This window comes from Microbacterium sp. WHRI 7836, assembly GCF_040223885.2.
Lineage (GTDB): Bacteria > Actinomycetota > Actinomycetes > Actinomycetales > Microbacteriaceae > Microbacterium > Microbacterium oxydans.
In genome coordinates, this window is the sequence record NZ_CP168171.1 from 1969237 (window position 1) to 1991636 (window position 22400).

The window sequence follows — 22400 nt, forward strand, 5'->3', positions numbered from 1 at the left end:
CCACCAGCCTACGGGGTGCTCAGCGGATGGAAGGCGTGCGCGCCGATGGACTCGGTCAGACCGCGGCCGCAGCTCGGTCGCCGACCCGCTGTCCTACGACCGCCGAGACGCCGTCCTGCCGCATCGAGACGCCGTACAGCGCATCAGCGATCTCCATCGTGCGCTTCTGATGCGTGATGACGAGGAGTTGCGAACTCTCCCGCAGCTGCTCGAACACGGTCAGCAGACGACCGAGGTTCGCGTCGTCCAGAGCTGCCTCCACCTCGTCAAGGATGTAGAACGGGCTCGGCCGAGCCTTGAAGATCGCGACCAGCAGAGCCACCGCCGCGAGCGACCTCTCGCCGCCCGACAGCAGCGACAGGCGCTCGATCTTCTTTCCCACAGGACGGACCGACACCTCGATGCCGGTGGTCAGCATGTTGTCGGGATCTGTGAGCGAGATGCTGCCCGTTCCCCCCGGGAACAGCAGCGGGAACACCTGGCCGAAGGCCTCCTTCGTGTCCTCGAAGGCGCTCGCGAAGATGGTCTGCATCCGCTCGTCGAGGTCGGCGATGATCGTCAGCAGGTCCTGTCGCGTCTGAGTGAGGTCGGCCAGCTGCTCGGTGAGGAAGGCGTGGCGTTGCTCCAGCGCGGCGAACTCCTCGAGGGCCAGCGGGTTGACGCGTCCGAGCTGCGCCAGCTTGCGCTCCGCCTCTGCGAGACGGCGCTGCTGGATGCGGCGATCGAAAGGAATCGCCGCGGCGCCGTCTCCGGCGTCTCGGTCCGCCGCTGTCGTCGTGGTCGGATCGCGCGGGACGAGCTGGTCAGGACCATATTCCGCGATGAGAATATCTTCGTCCAGGGCCAGTTCGGAGGAGACCCGCTCCAGCAGGCTGTTCAGGTGCAGCTTCTTCTCGTGTATCTGCAGCTCGAGCCCGTGCACGCTCTCGGTGAGCCCTGTCAGACGTTCGCGCAGCGATGCCTCCTGAGCCCTGAGGCCGACGAGTTCCTGGTTCTGGGCCGACCGAGCGGCCTCGGCCTCTTTGAGCGCGAGACGTGCCTCGGCTACGGAACGATCGAGCGAATCGAGGATGCGCGGCAACTCGTCCGCAACGCCTGAGGCCGACTCCCGCTGCGCGCGGCGGATGACCGCGCGTCGGGCCGCCTCAGCCGCAGCGTCACGTTCCTGCTCGCGCTGCCGTTCCAGGCTCGCGACCCGGGACTGCGCGGCGCGGACGCGCTCGCGCAGGGTCTCGATCTCGAGTCGAGCCCGCACCTCGCCCTCACGTGCCAGCTCGAGAGCTTCGAGGAGCCCGTCCCGTGCGGATGCATCCAGAACCGGCCGCGGCGCTGCGATCGCTTCGTCCAATGCCGCTTTCGCCGCCTCCGCCTTCTCCTCCGCCTCGGAGACGGCGGACTGCGCCTGCGCGAGCCCGGTCTCCAGCCTCTCGCACTCCGCGACGGCGGATTCGTGTCGCACGGTGATCCGGTTGACCTGCTCCGCGTGCGTGGCGAGGGCAGCGTCGTGTTCGCGGAGCGCTCGAAGAGCCTCCTTGGCCTGCCGTCTCGTGGTCTCGACCGCCTCGTCGGCATCCCGACGAGCTTCACGGAGCGAGTCCGCCACGATCCGGATCTCCGCCAAGCGTTCGGCTGCGGCATCGCGTTCAGCCGCGAGCTCGAGACGCGAGCGCTCACCGCCCGAGCCGGTGCGAAGGGTCTGAGCCGTGATCACGTCTCCGCCGAGGGTGACGATGGTGGTCCCGGTGTCCCCCTTCGCATCGAGTGCAGACCGCGCCGCTCTGGCCGAGTCGAGGTCATCCGCTATCAGCACATGCGACAGGATGCCCAGCACTCCCTCGGGGGCGGTAACGACGTCGACGGCGGGCACGACGCCTGCCAGGGACGGCAACGCCGCGTGCGGTCGCGGCGAGTCGGCGATGACGAAGTCCACCACTCCCCTCCGCTGTTGCGCCGATTCGACGGCCATCGCGAAGGCATCAGACGCCGTGTCGATGAGCACGCCCTCCGCAAGCGGCCCGAGGACCGCGGACACCGCCGCCTCATAGCCGGCACGTACCTGCACGGCATCGCCGACCAGGCCGCGGACGCCACGTCCTCCGGCGCTGACGATCTCCGCCGCACCGCCGGAGAGCGCCAGAGCGCTGCTCAGCGCGGATGTCTTGGCGGTCAAGGAGTCGACTTCACGCTCAGCCGAGTGCAGACGCTCCCGGAGCGACTCGCGCTCGGTCTCCGCCGCCGTGGCGGCCCGCTGCGCGCTCTCGTATGCCGCCGCATGCTCGACGGCCGTACCCTCCGGTGCCTCGGCGTCGTCGATGGACTCCAGTGCCTCAGCCGCTTCCCGCCGACGAGCGTTCGCGGCCTCGAGGGCGTTCTCCTGGCGGAGAACCGCCCCTCGGACCGCGGCGAGAGCTGACGCCGCAGCCTCGGCGGATCCCCGCAAGGCAGACAGTCGCATGTCGTACTGGGAGACGAGCGCGCTCTGCTCGGCGATGTCGACATCGAGGGTGTCGAGTTCCGCGCGCGCGTGCACGACCTCTCGGCTCGCGGCGGCTGCCGCGTCCTGGGCGTCACCCAGTCCCGCAGAGATCGTGTCGATCTCGTCTCTCGCCTCGTCGATCGTGGCCTGTGTCACGGTGATCGCGGTGACCGCGGCATCGTCGTCGTCCGTGCCGAGCAGCGCGAGGCGCTGATTCGCGAGCGTGTAGAGCCCGCGCATCCGCTCCTGTACCTGCTCGAGACCGAACGCCACGCTGCGCGCCTCGTCCACGGCGACCGAGTTCTGATCCTGTTCGAGCCGCGCGATGCTCGCGCGAACCGTCTCCGCCTGGTCGGACAGAACGAGACGCTCGGTGTGGCGCTCGTGCTCGGTCCGAGTGTGGTCAGCGAGAGCGGCACGCAGAGAAACCACGTCGTCCGCGAAGAGACGCGCCTTGGCATCACGCACCACGGCGGCGATGGTCTGCGCCTCGCGCGCGATCTCGGCCTGTCTTCCCAGAGGCTTGAGCTGCCGCCGGATCTCGCCCGCGAGATCGCTCAATCGGGTGAGATTCGTCTCCATCGCATCGAGCTTGCGGAGCGTCTTCTCCTTGCGACGTCGATGCTTGAGGATTCCCGCCGCTTCCTCGATGAATCCTCGGCGGTCCTCGGGCGACGCCTGCAGCACGGTGTCGAGACGTCCCTGGCCGACGATGACGTGCATCTCGCGTCCGAGTCCCGAGTCGCTCAGAAGCTCTTGAACGTCGAGGAGACGACAGCCCTCGCCATTGATGGCGTACTCGCTCGAACCGTTGCGGAACAGGGTGCGACTGATCGTCACCTCTGCGAACTCGATCGGCAGCGCCCCATCGGAGTTGTCGATCGTCAGCTGCACCTCGGCCCGACCGAGAGGACCGCGTGTCGACGTGCCGGCGAAGATGACGTCTTCCATCTTCCCGCCGCGGAGAGTCTTCGCACCCTGTTCGCCCATCACCCAGGCGAGCGCGTCGACGACGTTCGACTTTCCGGAACCGTTCGGCCCGACGATGCAGGTGACCCCGGGCTCGAAGACGAAGCTCGTCGGTTGCGCGAACGACTTGAACCCTTTGAGCGTCAGGCTCTTCAGATGCATACGGGCACCGCTCGTCCGGGGAGAATCACGCGGCTACGCTACCGGAATTCCGGGCCTGGAGCCTCATCCCGCGCGGGTCGACGGCGAACTCGAGACGCCGGCGACACGCCGAGCGGAACAGTATGTGCTTGACGTGGCTCTCGCGGGTTCGCTACGGTGGCCTCCGGATCGCCACACGAAAGGAGGTTACCGATGATTACGACTCAGCTCAACGCACAGGCCACTGGCCTCGCCGCGCCCGCGCACTTTGCGCCGCGCCCTGCGTTCTCGGTAACCGCCGGCGTCCGCATGAGCGCTCTCTCGTAGAACCGCAACCCGACTCTCCAGACCTCCCGTAGGTCCAGTCCGGCCGTTTCTCTCGCGCCCCCTCCGCAGATCTGCCCCGCAGATCTCGGCACATCCCGCATCCGCTGGCCGCCTCTTCGGCCTCCGTCGACGCCTGCTCTCCCGCACCGTTCGCAGCTGCATCCGCAGCCGACGTGCGGTGCTTCCGCACCCATCATCACCATCACTTCCGAAGGAACCACCGTGAACACCACGTTGCACCGCAGCGATATCCACCCGCCCGATATCGAGGACCACGAGGTCCTCCAGATTCCCCGCCCCGATGAACTGCGTCGCCTTTCGATGGCAGATCGTCTCTCCCTCAGGATCGGCCTCTGGCTCTTCCAGAGGGCACAGCGTCCGCGGCACGCCCGTCGCGGCCTGCGCATCGATCCGGCCGACCTGTTCCTCCTCGGCGAGCAGCGTCATCGCTCCGCCGCCGAGTCGTACGCCCTGCTCACGTACGACATGCAGCGCGGCATGCGCTGAGGCCGTCGAGTCCATGACGAGCATCTCTGCGACGGCGCCCGCTCGCCTCACGCGCGAGCGGGCGCCGTCCCATCACAATCCCCTCCACACACCCCGCACGGAAGAACAGACATGGAGACCATGGAAACCACGATCACGCCGCTGATCGTCCCGGTCAGCCTGCAGAGCGAGGATGCCGCCGAGTTCCTCGCCTTCGGCGAGCTCAACAGGCTCGTCTGCGATGAGCAGGTGGGCCTCCCGGACCTCGCACCGGATGCCGCGCAGATGCTGCCGAACTGGCAGGACGACACGGATGCACTCGACGTGGGCTTCGTCGCCCGTATCGACGGCGACATCGTCGGCATGGTGACGATGTCCTTCGCCCAGGAAGCCGATGCTCACGCCGCGGAGATCGACCTGCTGGTTCCGTCGGCCCACTGGGGCCGTGGCGTCGAAGAGGCGCTCCTCGACACAGCGGAGGCGGAAGCGCGCGCGCACGGTCGGAGTGTCCTGCAGATCTGGAGTCTGCACCGTCCCGAGGAGAGCGAACGGATGCTGATTCCCCGCACGTGCTGGGGGCGCGTACCGGCGACGCCGCTCTCCGACCTCGTGGAGGCACGCGGTTTCGTCCTCGAACAGGTGGAGCGCAACAGTGAGTACGACCTCCGAGACGACCCGGAACTGCTTCGCGCGGCCCTGAGCGACGCGATCGCTCTGGCTGGCGAAGACTACGCGCTGCTCGAATGGGACATGCCCACGCCGCCGGAGCTGAGGGCAGGGTTCGCCGCTGTGCTCGCGCGGCTGTCCACGGACGCACCCAGCGGCGACATGGACTTCGTCGAAGAGGTCTGGGACGCCGAGCGGGTGGTGCGGCGTGAGGCGCGACTGCTCGGCGCCGGGCAGGCTGTCTCCGTGGCGGCAGTGCGTCATGTCCCGTCCGGGACCATCGTCGCGTACAACGAACTCCTCATCGCCGCCGATCGCACGGGTGTGACGCACCAGTTCGGAACGCTGGTGAGCAAGGACCACCGTGGCCATCGTCTGGGAACCATCGTCAAATGCGCCAACCTGCTCCGCTGGCGGGAGCTGATGCCGGAGTCGACCGTCGTCTCCACTTTCAACGCCGAGGAGAACCGGCCGATGCTGAACATCAACGAGGCCATCGGCTTCGTGCCGGTTTCCTACGCCGGGGCATGGCAGAAGAAGCTCTGACGAGGGTGCGGGCCCGATCTCATTCTCCGGGATGACGTCGAGCCCGCACCGTCATCCGCCCGGGCGACGACCGAGCCGGGCGGGACGGCGAGGCTGGAATCATGAACATCCCCGTGATCGAAGCCCACGCCCTCAGCAAGAACTTCGGGTCGACACGCGCCCTCGCCGGCGTCGACCTCGCCATCCATCGCGGTGAGTCCGTCGCCATCATGGGAGCCTCCGGTTCCGGGAAGACCACTCTCCTCCACGTCTTGGCGGGGATCACCGCACCTGACGCGGGCGGAGTCGTCTTCCGCCCCGCCGAGGGATCCGCTATCGAGGTCACCGCGCTCGGAGAGTCAGCGCGCTCACGACTGCGACGCGAGAAGTTCGGGTTCGTCTTTCAGCAGGGCCTTCTCATCCCCGAGCTGACCGCGGTGGAGAACGTGGCCCTCGCCTCGATGATCAACGGCATCCGACGTCAGGACGCCGTGCAGCACGCGGCATCCTGGCTGGCGGCTCTCGGACTCGCCGGGATGGAGGACCGCCGGATCGGCGAGCTGTCGGGTGGGCAGGCACAGCGCGTCGCCATCGCACGCGCCCAAGCCACCGGCGCGGAGGTCGTCTTCGCGGACGAGCCCACCGGAGCGCTGGACTCCACCACGTCCTCGGAGGTCATGGACGCGCTCCTGTGGTCCACGACCGGACAGGGCCGCACCCTCGTCGTCGTCACCCATGACGCCGAGGTCGCCGCTCGGTGCACGCGAACGATCGCAGTGCGCGACGGACGGATCATCTCGTCGGCGGTGACCGCATGAACCGCAATGTGCTCGCCCTCCTGCTTCGCCCCGCTCCCGGTCAGGGCAGCGTTATCGCTCTGCCGGTCGTCGCCTTCGCCGTGGTCACGACGCTGGTTCTCACCGTCATCGGCGGGGCGCAGTCGTTCTGGGGATGGACCGACGAGTTCGCTCCTCTGTATCAAGCCCTTGCGGCCATCGCCCTCGTGCTGCTGGTCGTCCCGCTGATGTCCGTCGGCGGAGCGGCAGCACGACTCTCCGCGCGTCGACGCGACGAACGACTCTCCACGCTCCGTCTGCTCGGTGTGTCGCCGGCGGGCGTGACCGTCGCCACCGTGGCGGAATCCGTGCTCGTCGCCGCGGCCGGTGCCCTGGTCGGTGTCGTCGCGCACGTCGCCCTCAGCCCCCTCATCGGACTCATCCCGTTCCGCGGCGAAGCCCTCGGATTCGGTGCCGTCGTCCTCCCGCCGGCGCAGACGGCCCTCGTGGTGGCGGCCGTGCTCGCCCTCGCGTCGACGAGTGCGATCATCGGTCTGCGTCGTGTCGTCATCTCACCGCTCGGCGTGCGCACACGCACCGATGTTCCCAAGGTGCACTGGATCCGGGCGGTGTTCGCCGTCTGTGCGATCGCCGTCGCGTTCGTGCTGATCAAGGTCTTCCCTTCCGTGGGCGGACTCGTCCTCACGATCGTCGTACTCGCCGGCCTCTTCGGCGCCGTGCTGGCAGTGCTGAACCTCGTCGGGCCGTGGGTGCTCAAGGTGGTCGCCTCAGGGCAGCTCCGTCGAGCCGAGCGACCGGAGCGACTGCTCGCAGCCCGCATCGTGCTGGACTCGCCGAAAGCGGCCTGGCGGCAGGTCGGTGGTATCGCCATGGCGAGCTTCATGGCCGTCTTCGCCGGTACAGGAGTCGCGCTCTTGAGCATGATGAGCACCTCCGATGCCGCTGCCGCCGACATCGCGCTCGCCGATGACATCCGGACCGGTCTCATCATCACGCTCATCGGCTCCTTCCTGATGGTCGCGGCATCGGTCGGGGTCAACCAGGCCTCAGACGTCCTCGACCAGCGCGAGCTGCACCGCAGTCTGCATCACCTCGGTATGCCTCTCGAGACCGTGGACAGGGCGCGACGGCGGGCGATCATGTCACCGCTGCTGGTGACCGCGATCGGCTCCGCGCTCGTGGCCGCGATCCTCGTGTTCCCGTTGGTCGGAATCGCGCTGATCACGGCGCCCGAGTCGCTGCTGACCATCGCGCTCGTGGTGTCGGTCGGGATCGGTGTCGTCTGGGCGACGACGTGGGCGACCCGTCCACTCCTGCAGCGCTCCTTCGTGGCTACGTGAACACCGTGCCGCCTCGATGGGGTTTCGGTGAGCCTGCCGGGGTGTGGCGAGAACTGTCGCCGCGGGCTGTGGTATCCGTGGGGGATGACGTTCAGAGGTCGACGCCGAGCACAAGCGAGATTCGAACAGAAAGTAGCGACTCTTGCGTCGGCCATGAAGCACGAAGCAGGCAAGAACCACGCGCTGCAGCAACAAGTGGCTGGCCTGGTCGCGGAAGTCTCGAGCATCAAGAGGTCGCGTACATGGGTGTGGGTCGGCGGCGTGACCGCGATCGGCAGCGCCCTCGCTGCTCTAGGAACGCTGTTCTTCTCAATGGCTCAGCTCGCCCCCCTCTACGCTCAGGCAGAGTCAGCCCAAGCACAGACTCAAGCGCTTCAGCGCACATCTGATTGGGCGACGGTCGGTGCTGTGACGGTGTCGGTCGAGGAAGGCATGTTCGTCCTGGAGAACCGGTCCCGCAGCGCGATCATGTCCACGACGACCTGGCTCGTGGGAAGCACCGAGGGTTGGGATCGGTTCGATGCGATTCGCTTCGACCTGGAGGGGATTCCGGCCTGCAGCAGCGTCTCCGTACCGGTCGCCGAAGTCACGCGATGGCCCGAGCCGATCCGGGAGCTCACCTGGGTCGAACCACGGAAGAGCTGGGACTGGCCCGAGTTCGTCGACGCCTACACGTACATCATCGCCCCTTCAGGCGGGCTGTACTCGACATCGTCACGGGGCGGCGTCGTGGATCACGGAGTGGTGGGCATGGTGGATCAGGCCTCGGCGAACTACGGAGAACGCGAGTCACCCATACCGGTGAACGTGGACGATCCGACGACTCTCGTGTGGGTCCCGGACACCTTCTGGGAGTTCCGCGACGTCCAGGTCGCCCATGCGGGCGAGCCGCTTTGGGCAGGCGCCCCGCTCATGGGCGCTGATAACGATTCTGTGATCACGCCACTCAGCTGCTATTCCTGATGAGCCTCTCGATCCGCGCTATCTCGGCAGACGCTGGCAGCGCGGGCAGAAGTGAGAGCCGCGGTTCATGAAGCTCTCGCGCACGATGGGCGTTCCGCACCGCGGGCAGGGCTTGCCCTGCTGCCCGTAGGCGTTGAGCGAGTGCGCGAAATAGCCGGCTTGGCCGTTGACGTTGACGTACTGCGCATCGAAGCTGGTTCCGCCCTCGGCGAGGGCTTTCGCGAGCACGAGCCGGACCTCGGCGAGCAGCCTGCGGACGGCCTGCGTCGACAGACGATCGGCCGGCGTCTCGGGGTGTATCCGCGCTGCCCACAGCGACTCGTCTGCGTAGATGTTGCCGATCCCGCTCACGACACCCTGATCGAGGAGAACACGCTTGATCGCACTCCCCCGTCGCCCCAAAGCTGCTCGAAAGCCACGGTCGTCGAATGCCGGATCCAGGGGGTCACGAGCGATGTGCGCCACCTGAGTCGGGATCCGCGATCCGCCGTCGTCGATCAGCGCGTCGACGGCGAGGGATCCGAAGGTGCGCTGATCGGCGAAGACGATCGCGAGCTCGCCGTGCCGGGGATGCTCGATTCCGATCCGCACCCGCTCATGTCGTTCGGCCCCCGCGTCGGGCGCGCGCAACAGCATCTGACCGCTCATTCCGAGATGCCCGATCAGCGCAGAATCCTCGTCATCGAGCGGCAGCCACAGGAACTTCCCGCGGCGCGATGCGTCGGTGAACATGCGTCCCTCGAGGCGAGCGACGAAGTCAGCGGCACCGGCCACGTGACGAGTGAGGGCGCGCTCATCGAACACGCTCACCGCGGTGATGGTCGATCCGATCACGGCCGGTGCGAGGCCTGCGCGGACGACCTCGACCTCGGGAAGTTCAGGCACGCTCGCTGAGGGTACGCCACACGCTGAGGGCTGCTGCCATCTCGGCGGTCTTCTTGCTGCTGCCGACACCCGTCATGCTCACGTCGCCCACGCTGACCGTGGCCAGGAAACGACGGTCGTGGTCTGGTCCGCTCGCCTCGACCGAGTAGCGAGGCGGGGTGGCGCCGAGGCGGGCGGCGAGCTCCTGCAGGCTGGTCTTCGGATCCATGGCCGCACCGTAGCGCTCCGGGTCAGCCAGCAGGGGCTCCGTCAGTCGGAGCACCAGTTCCGTGGCAGCGTCAGGACCTGCCGAGAGGTAGGTCGCGCCGATGACGGCTTCCATGGTGTCGGCCAGGATGGAGTCCTTGTCCCGACCGCCGGTCTGCTCCTCGCCGCGGCCGAGCAGCAGATGGCTGCCGAGGTCGATGCCCCGAGCCACCTCGGCGAGGGCGACGGTCGACACGACGCTGGCTCGTCGCTTCGCCAGCTCGCCCTCGTCGAGATCAGGATGCGTGGTGAAGAGCATGACGGTCACCGCCTGCCCGAGCACCGAGTCACCGAGGAACTCGAGCCGCTCGTTGTGCGGGATGCCGCCGTGCTCGTACGCGTAGGAGCGGTGGGTGAGGGCCAACTCCAGAAGCTCCGCGTCGATATCGACGCGGAGCTTTTCTGGGAGAGGTCTCGTCCCCCCGGGGACCTCCGTCACGGTACGCGACTCAGACGTCGGCGACCTTGCGGCCCTTGTACTCCAGGAAGAGCTCGGTGCCCTGCGAGTCGGTGACGACCTTGGCCTGGTGAGGACGGCTGTAGACGACCTGGCCGTTCTCGATGGTCTTGACGAGCGCGACGGGCGCCGCCTTCCACTGCGCGCGACGCGAGCGGGTGTTCGAACGGGATACCTTGCGCTTCGGGGGGTTACCAGCCATGACTAGCTCTCTTCTTTCTCGGCGGCACGAGATTCTTCCGTGCCGTCTTGGTCTGTGATGTTCTGGAGCGCACTCCACCGAGGATCGATGGGAGCGGCCTGCTCCGTTCCGGTGCTCACGGTCAGTCGTTCACCCGTTTTCGGGTCGAGACCCGGGCAATCCGGCTGACACACCGGCTGAAAAGGAAGTGCCAGTACGGCCGCATCCCTGACGAGAGTTTCAAGATCCACGTGGTCGTCTTGAACCTCGAAGTCAGTTTCTTCCTCACCAGGATACGCGAAAAGCTCCTGGAACTCGACTTCGACGGGCCGAGTGATGTCCATCAGGCATCTTCCGCACACGCCGGCGTACTCGGCCTCGGCGATTCCCGACACGAGGATGCCCTCGTGCACCGACTCGAGGCGGACATCGAGATCGAGCTCGGAGCCGGCCTCGTACGACACGATCCCCTCACCCCATGACTCGGCGAGGGCGACGGTGAACTCGTGTTCCCGCATCTCCCCCGGACGCCGGACGATGTCACGGACGGGGAGCACGAAAGGGCCGTTCATTCGAGAGCGCACACTCCCATGCTACCGGCCGCTGCACGCTGTCGTCCTGAATCCGCGTCCAGGCGAGAGGTTCAGATCCCTCGGGATCCCGTGTCCAGGAATGCAGCGACCGCGGGCGGAACGAAGGGACTCACATCGCCACCGAGAGACGCGACCTGGCGGACGAGGGAACTCGAGACCATGGCGTGCGAGGGGTCGGGAAGGAGGAAAACCGTCTCGATGCCGGCGAGGTGTCTGTTGACGATCGCCATCGGTGACTCATACGCGACATCGATCTGCGAGCGGATGCCCTTCACGAGCACTCCCGCGTTGACGTCACGGGCGTAGTCGACCAAGAGCCCCATGCTCCACGAACCGATCACGATCTCGCCCTGCATGCCGTCGTCGGCGATCGACCTCTCCAGCAACGAGAGCCGCTGCGCGATGGGGAGCATCGCCTCTTTGCCCGGATTGTGCACGACCAGCACGTGCAGCTCGTCGTAGAGGGCCGCGGCGCGCCGGATCACATCGAGGTGACCCAGCGTAGGCGGATCGAAGGAACCCGGGACGACGGCGATCCGGCTGCTCATGGTTCCAGCCTAGGGCACGCCGGTTCCCCGTCAGTTCTTCGCCAGCGCCGCCCGATCCTCGTCGCTCACCCGACGCCCGATGGCCTCGCGGAGACCCGGGTGATCAGCCAGCTGCGGGTCGGCGGCGAGGATACCTTCCGCGACCTCGCGTGCACGGGTGATCAGCCCTGCGTCCTTCACCACCCTGAGCAGCTTCAGAGAGGAGCGAACGCCCGCCTGGGCGGCGCCCAGCACGTCGCCTTCGCCGCGCAGCTCGAGATCGACCTCCGCCAGGGCGAACCCGTCGAGAGTCGCCGCCACCGCATCGACGCGCTCACGGGCCAGCGTGCCCGCCTCGGCCTCGGTCACGAGCAGGCAGAGCCCTGGCACGCCGCCTCGACCGACCCGGCCGCGGAGCTGATGCAGTTGAGAGACCCCGAACCGGTCCGCGTCGAGGACGATCATCGTCGACGCGTTCGGCACGTCGACGCCCACCTCGATCACGGTCGTGGCCAGGAGCAGATCGATGTCACCGCGTGCGAACGACTGCATCACGGCATCCTTCTCATCCGCTGGCATACGACCGTGGAGCACGGCACGCCGCAGTCCGCCCAGCGTCGGATGGGTCGCCAACGCCTCATCGAGCTGCACCACGCCCCAGCGCGGCCCTGACGCTCCCTCCGGAGCGAGTGCCTGCTGCTCCCCCGCCTCTGTCGTCTTCTTGGCCGTGTCGATCGCGGCGCACACCGCGAAGACCTGCCGTCCCTGGGCGATCTCCTCGGCGGCGCGCTCCCACACACGGTTGAACCACCCCGGGTGCTCTGCGAGGGGGGCGACGAAGGACTCGATGCCGGCACGCCCGGCCGGCATGGTGCGGATCACGGAGGTGTCGAGATCGCCGAAGACGGTCATCGCGACCGTCCTCGGGATCGGAGTCGCGGTCAGCACCAGCGCGTGCGGACTCGATCCCTTCGCGCGCAGCGCCTCGCGCTGCTCGACGCCGAACCGATGCTGTTCGTCGACGACGACCAGACCGAGATCGGCGAAGGTGGTCTTCTCGCCCAGCAGCGCATGAGTACCCACGACGATCAGTGCCTGACCCGAGGCGACCCGCAGGGCTGCCTTGCGGCGATCGGCCGCCGGCATCTGACCGGTCAGGAGTGTCGGCATCAACAGCGGCGCGAGATCGGGACCGAGCATCTTGGTGATCGAGCGAAGGTGCTGCCCCGCGAGCACCTCCGTCGGCGCGATCAAGGCGGCCTGCCCGCCGCTCTCCGCCACCTGCAGCATCGCCCGCAGAGCGACCAGGGTCTTGCCGGAGCCGACTTCTCCCTGGACCAGACGGTTCATGGGCCAGGCGCCCACGAGGTCCGCGGCGATCTGTCGTCCCACCGTCTCCTGGTCGGCGGTGAGCGTGTACGGGAGGCTTGCATCGAAACGTTCGAGCAACCCGCCGGGCATCGAGGGGCGAGACGTGGCGGCCAGCGCCCGGATCGCGTCGCGCTGCTGCAGGAGCGCCGTCTGCAGGGTGAGGGCCTCATGCATTCGCAGCGTCCGCACGGCCGGATCGATGTCGTTCCGTGTCCGCGGTCGATGCACGAGCTCCAGCGCCTCGCGCGCGGTGAGCAGTTCTTCGCGCTCCCTGATCTCCGCGGTCAGGGGATCGGGCGCGTCTGCCAGGTCGTCGAGAACCCGACCGACGAGTCGGGCGATCTGCCATGTCTGGATCGCGGACGTGGCGGGGTAGATGGGGATCGGCACGGTGGCGCGCGCGTCGGCGCTGCGACGGGCGGCGTCCTCATCATCGAACAGCTCGTACTCGGGGTGGGCGAACTGCGTCACGCCGTTGAACTCCCCGACCTTGCCGGAGAACACACCGCGACGACCGACTGCCAGATCCTTCGAGCGCCACTCCGCCGCGCCGACGTTCTTCGCGAAGAACGTGAGAGACATGCGTCCGATGCCGTCGCCGATCACGACGTCGACCATCGCACCGGGACGGTTCCGCATCCGTCGGAAGCTCGAGGAGAGCACCTCGGCCACGATGGTGACTGTCTCGCCGAGCGGGAGGTCACGGATGGGCGTCAGCTCTCCCGGATCGGCGTAGCGGCGAGGGTAGTGGGACAGGAGGTCGCCGACGCTCTTCATGCCGAAGGCCCGACCGAGCGTCTTGGACGACGCCGCACCGATGGCGTCCTCCAACGAGGAATCGAGCGTGAGCGACATGCTCCGAGTCTAGGGAACACGACGGACACGGCAGGCACTCGAGCTGTCGTATCGTGAACGGGTGACGAGGATCATCGCAGGCAGCGCCAGAGGGGCCCGGCTCGAGGTTCCGGGCTCGGGAACCCGACCCACGAGCGACCGTGTACGCGAATCGCTGTTCGGCGCGCTGGAGTCCCTGAGCGCCATCGCCGGCGCACGGGTCCTCGACCTGTACGCCGGTTCGGGCGCCCTCGGACTCGAGTCGCTCAGCCGTGGAGCAGCGAGCGTCGAGTTCGTGGAACGCGGCCGCCAGGCCGCAGCCATCGTCCGACGCAACGCGGAAGTCGTCGCGAAGGCGGGGAGCCTCCCGCTCGGGCGCGTTCACGAGAGCACGGCGCATGCCTTCCTGCATCGCGCAGTCGGACCCTACGACCTCGTGTTCAGCGATCCGCCCTACGACCTCGACGACGCGGCCATGACGGCCGACCTCGTCGCGCTCGCACCGCTGCTGTCCTCGGACGCCGTGGTGGTGGTGGAACGAGCTCGTCGGTCCACGCCTCCGGACTTCGGCGCCGCGAACCTGGAGCAGTTCCGCGAGAAGTCGTACGGCGACACCACCCTGTGGTGGGCCGAGCCGGCGACGGAGGACGAGGACCCTGGCCCCGTGGGTCAGCCCGCGGCCGAGTCCCAGTCCCGATAGGGATCCCAACCGCTGAGGTCGACCGGCTGCTCATCGCACAGCAGGTCCTCATCGCCGGCGGCGCGCACCCTGCCGATGGCTCGGAACGCCGGCGGCAGGAGCCCCTCGGGAAAGGTGGCGAGCAGCGCGTGATCCTCTCCCCCGGCGAGAGCTCGCGCCGGATCGGTGCCGAGGAGCGCACTGTCGAGGGCGATCGATACGCCGGACGCGGCAGCCATCCGTCGCGCATCGATTGCCAGCCCGTCGGAGATGTCCATCATGGCGGTCGCGCCGGCCGTCGCCGCCACCGCGCCGAGACCGATCGGCGGCGACGGGCGCAACTGTGCGTTCACAGCTTCGCGCTCGCCCGCAGCGAGAGCGGCAGGGTCGACGGGCACCGGCACATCCCCATCCCGGAACCTCCCGAACAGAACGGCGAGACCGCGTGCCGCGTGACCGAGCTCCCCGGCGACGGCGACCACGTCACCGGGACGTGCGCCGCTCCGCGTCACCGCTGCGCGTCCCTCCAGGTCGCCCAGGGCCGTGACCGCGACGGTCAGCGTGTCGGAGACGGTGAGATCACCACCGACGACCGCACAGCCCGGCGCGAGCGCGGCACAGGCATCCCGGAAGCCGTCGGCGAGTCGCTCGACGAAGGAGACTCGTAGTTCGCGCGGCACCGCGAGTGCGACCAGGAGCGCCGTCGGGCGCGCGCCCATGGCAGCGACGTCCGCGAGATTCACCGCCGCGGACTTCCAGCCGAGGTCGTATCCGCTGGACCAGGCGAGGCGGAAGTCGGGGCCGTGCACCAGCGTGTCGGTCGTCGCCACCACGGAGCCCGACGGGGTCGCTATCACTGCGGCGTCATCGCCCGGCCCGATGAGCGCGTGCGAGGCCGCCGGCGTGCGTGACAGTATCGCGCGGAGAATGCGCCCTTCGGGCACATCTCCCAGGCGTGGATCGTCGGCGTCGGGTCGGGAGGGCATGCTGTCAAAGGTAGCCTGGAAGCATGCCCCGTTCCCGTCGCCTCGCTGCCCTCGCCGGAGCAGCGGCACTCAGCGCTGTGCTCGCCGGCTGTGCGACCACCGTGCATCTCGAGCCCGCAGCGGATGCGAACAACCCCGCATGCGCGAACGTGTCTGTACTGCTCCCGGAGAGCGTCGGCGGTCTCGATCGCGTCTTCACCGATGCGCAGGCGACAGGTGCGTGGGGAGACCCCACGGTCGTTCTGCGCTGCGGCGTAGAACCCCCTGCTCCGTCCGCGCTGGTGTGCACGACCATCGGCGGAGTCGACTGGCTGGTCCTCGACCAGGAGGAGGAGCGTCAGCGCCTCGTCACGTTCGGTCGCGACCCTGCGGTGGAGGTCACGATCAAGCGCGGCGAGCAGATCGACTTCCAGACCATCGTCGACAAGATCTCGGCCAGCATCCAGTCGGGGCTTCAGCCTGCCACCGGGCAGTGCACTGATCGCGTCGAGTTCCCCGCAGGCTGATTCCCCGGGGAACCGGACGCTCAGCGGCGAAGGCCGGCTTCGACGAGCTCGGTGATGAGATCGCCGTAGCTCAGACCCGACGCGACCCAGCACTTGGGGAACATCGAGATGGGCGTGAACCCCGGCATCGTGTTGAGCTCGTTCACCACGAGTTCGCCGGAGGGTGTCAAGAACATGTCGACACGCGCGAGCCCGCGCCCGTCCACCGCCTCGAAGGCCTGGACGCCGATCTCCTGGATGGCGGTCCGCTCCGCCTCAGTGAGGTCCGCAGGACACACGACGTCCACACCGTCCCCACCGAGGTACTTGCCCTCGAAGTCGTAGAAACCCCGCGACGTCAGCACGATCTCCCCGGGGAGCGATGCACGGACGCCGTCGACGCCCTCGAGCACGGCGACCTCGATCTCGCGTCCGCTCACGCCGGTCTCGATCAGCACCTTGTCGTCCTCGGCGAACGCCACGGCCAGCGCCGCATCGAGCTCGTCGGCATTCTCGACCTTGGAGACGCCGACACTCGAGCCCGCCCGCGCGGGCTTCACGAACACAGGAAGACCGAGGCCCGCGGCCCGCGTGCGCACGTCGGAGGCGTCACGGTCCCAGTCCTTTCGCCGCACCGTCACCCAGGGCGCGACCGGGATCCCGGCCGCCTCCAGGGCGATCTTCATGAAGTGCTTGTCCATGCACAGTGCGGAATCGAGCACGCCACCACCGGCGTAGGGAACCTCGAGCGTGTCGAAGTATCCCTGGATCGTCCCGTCCTCGCCGTGCGGTCCGTGCAGGATCGGGAGCACGACATCGATCTCACCGAGGCCCGCGACGGAGCCGTCGGTCTGCACCACACGGAGTGTGCGATCGCCTCCCGGCTCGGGCCACAGGACACGCGTGCCGTTGTCGACGACCTCCGGGAGGTGCTCCGCGTCCAGCGGGAACTTCGCCGAGTCGTCGTCCTCGAGCACGAAAGCGCCCTCGCGAGTGATCCCGACGGGGATCACGTCGTATCGGTCGCGATCAATCGCCCCCAGAACGCCCCCCGCCGTTGCGGAACTGATCGAATGCTCGCTGGAGCGCCCGCCGAAGAGCACCACCACCGTCTGCTTGTCCATGGTTGGTCCTCTCACCCTGCGGGGTGTCGTCGTCCGTCGTCAGGTGGGGTGCGATGTCCCGCGGATCCATCTTGCCGTCGAGCACCATCTTCACCTGCTCGACGATGGGCATGTCGATCTCCGCCTCGCGCGCCAGCTGGAGGATCGGCGCGACGGACGCGAGCCCCTCTGCGGTCTGCTGCATCTGCTTCACCACGTCCTGGAAGCTGTACCCCTGTCCGAGCAGACGCCCGGCGGTGTTGTTGCGACTCAACGGGGACTGGCATGTGGCGATGAGATCGCCGAGACCCGCGAGACCCTGGAGAGTCTCCGGATGCGCGCCGTTCGCCACGGCGAAGTCGGTCATCTCCACCAGTCCGCGGGTGATGATCGACGCCTTGGTGTTCTCGCCGTAGCCCACGCCGTCGACGATCCCGATCGCGACCGCGATCAGGTTCTTCAGGACGCCGCCGAACTCGGTCCCGATCACGTCGGTGTTCACGAAGGTGCGGAAGTAGCTGTTCCGTGCTGCGCGTGCGACGATCTCCGCCGTCTCCTGGCTCCGCGACGAGATGACGGCTGCGGTCGGCTGCTCACGGGCGATCTCGAGTGCGAGGTTCGGCCCGGACGCCACGGCCACGCGATCGGGGTCGCAGCGCAGCTCCTGCTGGATGACCTGACTCATCCGCAGCCCGGTGCCGCGCTCGACGCCCTTCATGAGGCTGATGATCTTCGTGTCGCTGTCGGCGATCAGCGGCCGCAGCGCCTTCAGGTTCTCCCGCAACGACTGGCTCGGCACGGAAAGGTAGACCTGGTCGGCGCCGTCGAGCGCGGTCGCGAGCTCATGCGTCGCAGCCATGGTGCGCGGAAGGTTGATCCCTGGCAGGTAGCGGGAGTTCCGCTTGCCCTCGTTGATCTCCTGCGCGAGCTCGGCTCGGCGCGCCCACATCGTCACCTGCGCGCCGCCGTCGGCGAGGATCTTCCCGAAGGTCGTGCCCCAGCTGCCCGCGCCGATCACGGCGACTCGTGGACCGACCGGCGCGGTTCTCTTAGGAGTCAAGGCGTCCCGTCTCCTTCTGGCCGTGGGTTGCGGGATTCCAACGTTCGGCCGGTGCCTTCTCGTCGCGGATCTCCTCGAGGAGCGCCGTGATCGCGTTCATGAGCCGAGTGGTCGCTTCGTTGAGGGCTGCCGGCTCCCCGGCGCGCCCTCGCAGATCGGACACGTCGACCGGGTCGCCGATGAGCACCGTCACGGGCTTGCGCAGCGGCCAGAGGCTCAGACCCTTCTGGTAGCGCCCCATGATCTCCTGCGTGCCCCACTGTGCCATCGGGATCAGCGGGATGCCGTCGGCGAGTGCCAGTCGCACCGCGCCCGACTTGCCGCGCATCGGCCACAGGTCGGGATCCCGCGTCAGCGTGCCTTCCGGATAGACGATCACGCCGCGGCCGTGCTCCACGAGCTCTTCCGACTGCTTCATCGTCTGACGCGCGGACGCCGCAGAAGACGTCCGGGCGACGGGGATCATGCCCGTGCGGTGCAGGAACCAGCCGAGAACGGGAACCTTGAACAGGCTCTCCTTGGCCATGAACCGCGGCGCACGACCGGCACGCCACACGGCGACCGCGACGATCAGCGGATCGAACTCCGAGTAGTGGTTGGGCGCCAGGATGTAGGAACCCTGCTGCGGCAGCTTCTCGGCCCCGCGGATCCGGATCTTCGCGATCAGCGACACCGGGGGGATGACGAGCGCCGCGAGCGGCCAGAAGATGCTCGGACGCTTCGTCTCCGATGACCGGGACGTCACGGCGGTCACCGGATGACGTCGAAGTCGGCGCCGAGCGCGTCGAGCTTGGCGAGGAACTTCTCATACCCCCGGCTCAGGATATCGACACCCGACACCTTCGATTCGCCCGTGGCCGTCAGGGCTGCGATCACGTGGCTGTATCCCCCGCGAAGGTCGGGGACCACGATGTCGGCACCGTGCAGCGGCGTGGGGCCGGTGATGACGGCGGCCTGTTCGAGGTCGCGACGCGGCACGCGGCGCGGTCCGTCCTGCAGACCCCGGGGGTGCACGACGATGTCGGCACCCATCTTCACGAGCGCGTCGGTGAAGCCCATGCGGTTCTCGTACACCGTCTCGTGCACGACCGAGCGACCGTGCGCCTGGGTCAGTGCGACCACGAGCGGCTGCTGCCAGTCGGTCATGAAGCCGGGGTGCACATCCGTCTCGATCACGACCGGCTTGATGTCGCCGTCGCGACGGAACAGGATGCCGTCCTCCTGGATGTCGAACCAGCCGCCAGCCTTGCGGAAGACGTTGAGGAAGGTCAGCATCTCCTGCTGCTTGGCGCCGCCGACGAAGATCTCACCGTCGGTGGCCAGCGCTGCGGAGGCCCACGATGCGGCTTCGTTGCGGTCGAAGATCGAGCGGTGGTCGTAGCCGCGGAGCTTCTCCACGCCTTCGATCACGATGACCCGGTTCGGCTCGTAGGAGATGATCGCGCCCATCTTCTGCAGCACCGCGATCAGGTCCATGATCTCGGGCTCGATGGCCGCGTTGCGCAGCTCGGTGACGCCTTCGGCACGGACTGCTGTCAGCAGCACCTGCTCGGTCGCGCCGACGCTCGGGTACGGGAGGTGGATGTTCGCGCCGTGCAGGCGGGTGCCCCCGGTCGAGAGGCGGATGCCGCTGGGGAGCTTCTCGACGATGGCGCCGAACTTGCGCAGTGCGTCCAGGTGGAAGTCGATCGGACGGTCGCCGATGCGGCAGCCGCCGAGGTCGGGGATGAACGCCTGGCCGAGACGGTGCAGTAGCGGGCCGCAGAACAGGATCGGGATGCGCGATGCCCCCGCGTGCGCGTCGATCTCCTCGAAGTGCGCGGACTCCACATCGCTCGGGTCGAACACGAGCGAACCGGGCTCATCGCCCTCTGAGACGCGGACGCCGTGGACTTCGAGCAACGAGCGGACGACGGCCACATCGCTGATCGCCGGCACATCGCGCAGGGTGCTCACGGTCTCGCCGAGGAGCGAGGCGACCATGGCCTTGGTGGCCAGGTTCTTCGCGCCCTTGACGTCGACGCGTCCCCGGAGCGGGCGTCCGCCGCGAATGGCGAGGACGTCTCCGGTGAGTGCAGGGACTCCGTCCGGAAGAGCGTCGCGCACAGGTGTCGTCATTCGGAGCCTCACTTCATCTACGGATTTCGGGGGCGGATTGCCCCTGGCTCCCCCGCCCCCACCGTCTACTGAACGGGAAGGGTTCGGGGCCGCCACGACTCGCGACGGGCCTCGAACTGCGCGATCTTGTCTTCGTTGCGCAGCGTGAGCCCGATGTCATCGAGCCCTTCGAGGAGCCGCCATCTAGTGTAATCGTCGATCCCGACCTCGGCCTGGACGTCACCGATCGACGCGGTGCGCGCCTCGAGGTCGACGGTCATCTGCGCACCGGGATTCCGGTCGATCTCGGCCCAGAACCGCTCGAGATCCTCTTCCGAGATCGTCGCGGCGAGCAGGCCCTGCTTGCCCGCATTGCCGCGGAAGATGTCGGCGAAACGCGGGCTGAGCACGACCTTGAAGCCGAAGTCGCGCAACGCCCACACGGCGTGCTCACGGCTGGAACCGGTGCCGAAATCAGGACCGGCGACGAGCACGGAGGCACCCTGGAAAGACGGCTGGTTGAGCACGAACTCGGGGTCCTGGCGCCAGCCGTGGAACAGCGCGTCTTCGAAGCCGGTCTTCGTGACGCGCTTCAGGAACACCGCAGGGATGATCTGGTCGGTGTCGACGTTCGAACGCTTCAGCGGAGCGGCGATGCCGGTGTGGGTGGTGAACTTCTCCATGGGTCAGAACCCTTCCGTCAGGTCGCTCGGGCTGGACAGGGTGCCGCGGATCGCCGTCGCAGCGGCGACGAGGGGCGACACGAGGTGAGTGCGCCCTCCCTTGCCCTGACGACCCTCGAAGTTGCGGTTCGATGTCGATGCGCAGCGCTCCCCCGGGGCCAGCTGATCGGGGTTCATGCCCAGGCACATCGAACAGCCGGCGAAGCGCCACTCCGCACCGAAGTCCTTGATCACCTTGTCCAGGCCCTCGGCCTCAGCCTCCAGGCGCACTCTGGCGGATCCGGGCACCACCATGACGCGCACGCCATCGGCCTTCTTCTTGCCCTGGATGATCGATGCGAACGCGCGCAGATCCTCGATGCGACTGTTGGTGCACGAGCCCATGAAGACCGCGTCGACCGGCACCTCCTTGAGTGGCGTACCCGGAGTCAGATCCATGTACTCCAGGGCGCGCTCGGCGGCCGCGCGCTCGTTCGGGTCGGCGATCTCGGCGGGATTCGGAACCGCGGCGGAGAGCGAGCTCCCCTGTCCGGGGTTGGTGCCCCACGTCACGAAGGGCTCCAGCTCGTCGGCGTCGATGAAGACCTCCGCGTCGAACGTCGCCCCGTCGTCGGTCGGGAGCGTGCGCCAGTAAGCGACGGCATCGTCCCAGTCCTGGCCCTTCGGGGCGTGCGGGCGGCCCTCGAGGTAGGCGAAGGTCGTCTCGTCCGGCGCCACCATCCCAGCGCGGGCACCGGCCTCGATCGACATGTTGCAGATCGTCATGCGACCCTCCATGGAGAGCGCTCGGATCGCACTGCCGCGGTACTCGAGGACGTAGCCCTGACCGCCTCCGGTCCCGATCTTCGCGATCACGGCCAGGATGATGTCCTTCGCCGTGACGCCGGCACGCAGAGTGCCCTCGACGTTGATGGCCATCGTCTTGAAGGGCTTGAGCGGAAGCGTCTGGGTCGCCATGACGTGCTCGACCTCGCTGGTGCCGATGCCGAACGCCATCGCACCGAACGCGCCGTGGGTGGACGTGTGCGAGTCACCGCAGACCACGGTGATCCCGGGCATCGTCAATCCGAGCTGAGGACCGACGACGTGCACGATCCCCTGCTCCGCATCGCCGAGCGAATGCAGACGCACACCGAACTCGGCCGCGTTGCGCCGGAGCGTCTCGATCTGCGTCCGGCTGGTGAGGTCTGCGATCGGCTTGTCGATCTCCCACGTCGGGGTGTTGTGGTCCTCGGTCGCGATCGTCAGGTCGAGGCGCCGCAGTGGACGCCCCTCGCTGCGCAGGCCGTCGAACGCCTGCGGGCTGGTGACCTCGTGCACGAGGTGGAGGTCGATGTAGATGAGGTCGGGCTCCCCGTCCTCGCCCTTCACGACGAGGTGGTCGTCCCAGACCTTCTCGGCGAGTGTCCTGGGGCGTGCGGAATCCGCACCGGCGGTGGTGGTCATGGCGTGTCTCCTGTGGCTGGCGGTTCGGCCCACGATGGACTCCGCGACGAGGAGGGGCTCAGAACGAGGTCTCGTCG

Annotated in this window: 21 protein-coding genes; 7 read left to right on the plus strand and 14 right to left on the minus strand. The window is 68.0% G+C overall.

Features of this window, described 5'->3' with window-relative positions:
- Window positions 1-55 precede the first annotated feature (55 nt).
- Entirely contained in the window at window positions 56-3607 is a 3552-nt protein-coding gene (gene smc, locus ABRP18_RS09480; protein ID WP_179516013.1) for a chromosome segregation protein SMC, read from the minus strand.
- Window positions 3608-4135: 528 nt separating this feature from the next.
- Between smc and ABRP18_RS09485 the strand changes: the two genes are divergently transcribed.
- The 5 genes from ABRP18_RS09485 to ABRP18_RS09505 all read left to right on the plus strand — a co-directional run bounded on the left by ABRP18_RS09485 (window position 4136) and on the right by ABRP18_RS09505 (window position 8690).
- On the plus strand, window positions 4136-4420 hold the full coding sequence (locus tag ABRP18_RS09485) for a hypothetical protein (RefSeq protein WP_046748455.1): 285 nt from the start codon (window positions 4136-4138) through the stop codon (window positions 4418-4420).
- 111 nt (window positions 4421-4531) lie between these two features.
- The gene (locus ABRP18_RS09490) at window positions 4532-5611 is read left to right on the plus strand and encodes a GNAT family N-acetyltransferase (protein WP_349884539.1); all 1080 of its coding nucleotides are present in this window, start codon (window positions 4532-4534) and stop codon (window positions 5609-5611) included.
- Between the two features lie 101 nt (window positions 5612-5712).
- Window positions 5713-6408, plus strand: a complete 696-nt coding sequence (locus ABRP18_RS09495; RefSeq protein ID WP_046748454.1) for an ABC transporter ATP-binding protein — start codon at window positions 5713-5715, stop codon at window positions 6406-6408.
- Window positions 6405-7727 (plus strand): permease, encoded by a 1323-nt coding sequence (locus ABRP18_RS09500; RefSeq protein WP_193761782.1) that lies wholly within the window; start codon window positions 6405-6407, stop codon window positions 7725-7727. The genes ABRP18_RS09495 and ABRP18_RS09500 overlap by 4 nt, the downstream gene beginning before the upstream one ends.
- 153 nt (window positions 7728-7880) lie before the next feature.
- Entirely contained in the window at window positions 7881-8690 is an 810-nt protein-coding gene (locus ABRP18_RS09505; protein WP_113681912.1) for a hypothetical protein, read from the plus strand.
- 18 nt (window positions 8691-8708) lie between these two features.
- Here ABRP18_RS09505 and mutM read toward each other — a convergent pair whose 3' ends face one another.
- From mutM to ABRP18_RS09535, 6 genes are all read right to left on the minus strand, one after another.
- The gene (mutM, locus tag ABRP18_RS09510; protein ID WP_061017640.1) at window positions 8709-9575 is read right to left on the minus strand and encodes a bifunctional DNA-formamidopyrimidine glycosylase/DNA-(apurinic or apyrimidinic site) lyase; all 867 of its coding nucleotides are present in this window, start codon (window positions 9573-9575) and stop codon (window positions 8709-8711) included.
- On the minus strand, window positions 9568-10260 hold the full coding sequence (gene rnc, locus ABRP18_RS09515; RefSeq protein WP_058630595.1) for a ribonuclease III: 693 nt from the start codon (window positions 10258-10260) through the stop codon (window positions 9568-9570). Before rnc ends, mutM begins: the two co-directional genes overlap by 8 nt.
- A 10-nt stretch (window positions 10261-10270) precedes the next feature.
- The gene (gene rpmF / locus ABRP18_RS09520) at window positions 10271-10480 is read right to left on the minus strand and encodes a 50S ribosomal protein L32 (protein ID WP_017830754.1); all 210 of its coding nucleotides are present in this window, start codon (window positions 10478-10480) and stop codon (window positions 10271-10273) included.
- 2 nt (window positions 10481-10482) lie between these two features.
- Window positions 10483-11031, minus strand: a complete 549-nt coding sequence (locus ABRP18_RS09525) for a DUF177 domain-containing protein (protein WP_046748451.1) — start codon at window positions 11029-11031, stop codon at window positions 10483-10485.
- A gap of 71 nt (window positions 11032-11102) precedes the next feature.
- Window positions 11103-11600, minus strand: coding sequence for a pantetheine-phosphate adenylyltransferase (gene coaD, locus ABRP18_RS09530; RefSeq protein WP_046748450.1), 498 nt, complete (start codon window positions 11598-11600; stop codon window positions 11103-11105).
- Window positions 11601-11630: 30 nt separating this feature from the next.
- On the minus strand, window positions 11631-13805 hold the full coding sequence (locus ABRP18_RS09535; protein ID WP_141369840.1) for an ATP-dependent DNA helicase RecG: 2175 nt from the start codon (window positions 13803-13805) through the stop codon (window positions 11631-11633).
- 61 nt (window positions 13806-13866) lie between these two features.
- On the opposite strand from ABRP18_RS09535, the gene rsmD reads away from it, so the two are divergent.
- Window positions 13867-14484, plus strand: coding sequence for a 16S rRNA (guanine(966)-N(2))-methyltransferase RsmD (gene rsmD, locus ABRP18_RS09540; RefSeq protein WP_058630593.1), 618 nt, complete (start codon window positions 13867-13869; stop codon window positions 14482-14484).
- On the opposite strand, the gene thiL is transcribed toward rsmD, so the two are convergent.
- Window positions 14454-15449 (minus strand): thiamine-phosphate kinase, encoded by a 996-nt coding sequence (gene thiL / locus ABRP18_RS09545; protein ID WP_349884540.1) that lies wholly within the window; start codon window positions 15447-15449, stop codon window positions 14454-14456. The genes rsmD and thiL overlap by 31 nt on opposite strands.
- A gap of 23 nt (window positions 15450-15472) precedes the next feature.
- Here thiL and ABRP18_RS09550 point away from each other — a divergent pair, with 23 nt between their 5' ends.
- On the plus strand, window positions 15473-15955 hold the full coding sequence (locus ABRP18_RS09550; protein ID WP_046748446.1) for a DUF3515 domain-containing protein: 483 nt from the start codon (window positions 15473-15475) through the stop codon (window positions 15953-15955).
- 20 nt (window positions 15956-15975) lie between these two features.
- Here the strand turns inward: ABRP18_RS09550 and ABRP18_RS09555 are convergent, their stop codons facing one another.
- The 6 genes from ABRP18_RS09555 to leuC all read right to left on the minus strand — a co-directional run bounded on the left by ABRP18_RS09555 (window position 15976) and on the right by leuC (window position 22323).
- Window positions 15976-17058 carry a D-alanine--D-alanine ligase family protein gene (locus tag ABRP18_RS09555; RefSeq protein ID WP_349884541.1) on the minus strand — a complete coding sequence of 361 codons (1083 nt, stop codon included), beginning with the start codon at window positions 17056-17058 and terminating at the stop codon, window positions 15976-15978.
- Window positions 16964-18097 (minus strand): NAD(P)H-dependent glycerol-3-phosphate dehydrogenase, encoded by a 1134-nt coding sequence (locus ABRP18_RS09560; RefSeq protein ID WP_113681906.1) that lies wholly within the window; start codon window positions 18095-18097, stop codon window positions 16964-16966. The genes ABRP18_RS09555 and ABRP18_RS09560 overlap by 95 nt, the downstream gene beginning before the upstream one ends.
- The gene (locus tag ABRP18_RS09565) at window positions 18087-18851 is read right to left on the minus strand and encodes a 1-acyl-sn-glycerol-3-phosphate acyltransferase (RefSeq protein ID WP_046748443.1); all 765 of its coding nucleotides are present in this window, start codon (window positions 18849-18851) and stop codon (window positions 18087-18089) included. Before ABRP18_RS09565 ends, ABRP18_RS09560 begins: the two co-directional genes overlap by 11 nt.
- Window positions 18848-20215, minus strand: coding sequence for a UDP-N-acetylglucosamine 1-carboxyvinyltransferase (gene murA / locus ABRP18_RS09570; RefSeq protein ID WP_046748442.1), 1368 nt, complete (start codon window positions 20213-20215; stop codon window positions 18848-18850). The genes ABRP18_RS09565 and murA overlap by 4 nt, the downstream gene beginning before the upstream one ends.
- Window positions 20216-20280: 65 nt before the next feature.
- Window positions 20281-20877 (minus strand): 3-isopropylmalate dehydratase small subunit, encoded by a 597-nt coding sequence (gene leuD, locus ABRP18_RS09575; RefSeq protein WP_058630588.1) that lies wholly within the window; start codon window positions 20875-20877, stop codon window positions 20281-20283.
- A 3-nt stretch (window positions 20878-20880) separates the two neighbouring features.
- Complete coding sequence (leuC, locus tag ABRP18_RS09580; RefSeq protein WP_061017628.1) at window positions 20881-22323, minus strand: 3-isopropylmalate dehydratase large subunit; 1443 nt, start codon at window positions 22321-22323, stop codon at window positions 20881-20883.
- Window positions 22324-22400 lie beyond the last annotated feature (77 nt).

Coding starts and splice junctions, on each gene's coding strand:
- smc (WP_179516013.1), bottom strand. CDS start 3,607: ATGCATCTGAAGAGCCTGACGCTCAAAGGGTTCAAGTCGTTCGCGCAA.
- ABRP18_RS09490 (WP_349884539.1), top strand. CDS start 4,532: ATGGAGACCATGGAAACCACGATCACGCCGCTGATCGTCCCGGTCAGC.
- ABRP18_RS09495 (WP_046748454.1), top strand. CDS start 5,713: ATGAACATCCCCGTGATCGAAGCCCACGCCCTCAGCAAGAACTTCGGG.
- ABRP18_RS09500 (WP_193761782.1), top strand. CDS start 6,405: ATGAACCGCAATGTGCTCGCCCTCCTGCTTCGCCCCGCTCCCGGTCAG.
- ABRP18_RS09505 (WP_113681912.1), top strand. CDS start 7,881: ATGAAGCACGAAGCAGGCAAGAACCACGCGCTGCAGCAACAAGTGGCT.
- rpmF (WP_017830754.1), bottom strand. CDS start 10,480: ATGGCTGGTAACCCCCCGAAGCGCAAGGTATCCCGTTCGAACACCCGC.
- ABRP18_RS09525 (WP_046748451.1), bottom strand. CDS start 11,031: ATGAACGGCCCTTTCGTGCTCCCCGTCCGTGACATCGTCCGGCGTCCG.
- coaD (WP_046748450.1), bottom strand. CDS start 11,600: ATGAGCAGCCGGATCGCCGTCGTCCCGGGTTCCTTCGATCCGCCTACG.
- ABRP18_RS09535 (WP_141369840.1), bottom strand. CDS start 13,805: ATGTCGCTCACGCTCGATTCCTCGTTGGAGGACGCCATCGGTGCGGCG.
- thiL (WP_349884540.1), bottom strand. CDS start 15,449: ATGCCCTCCCGACCCGACGCCGACGATCCACGCCTGGGAGATGTGCCC.
- ABRP18_RS09550 (WP_046748446.1), top strand. CDS start 15,473: ATGCCCCGTTCCCGTCGCCTCGCTGCCCTCGCCGGAGCAGCGGCACTC.
- ABRP18_RS09555 (WP_349884541.1), bottom strand. CDS start 17,058: ATGGACAAGCAGACGGTGGTGGTGCTCTTCGGCGGGCGCTCCAGCGAG.
- murA (WP_046748442.1), bottom strand. CDS start 20,215: ATGACGACACCTGTGCGCGACGCTCTTCCGGACGGAGTCCCTGCACTC.
- leuD (WP_058630588.1), bottom strand. CDS start 20,877: ATGGAGAAGTTCACCACCCACACCGGCATCGCCGCTCCGCTGAAGCGT.
- leuC (WP_061017628.1), bottom strand. CDS start 22,323: ATGACCACCACCGCCGGTGCGGATTCCGCACGCCCCAGGACACTCGCC.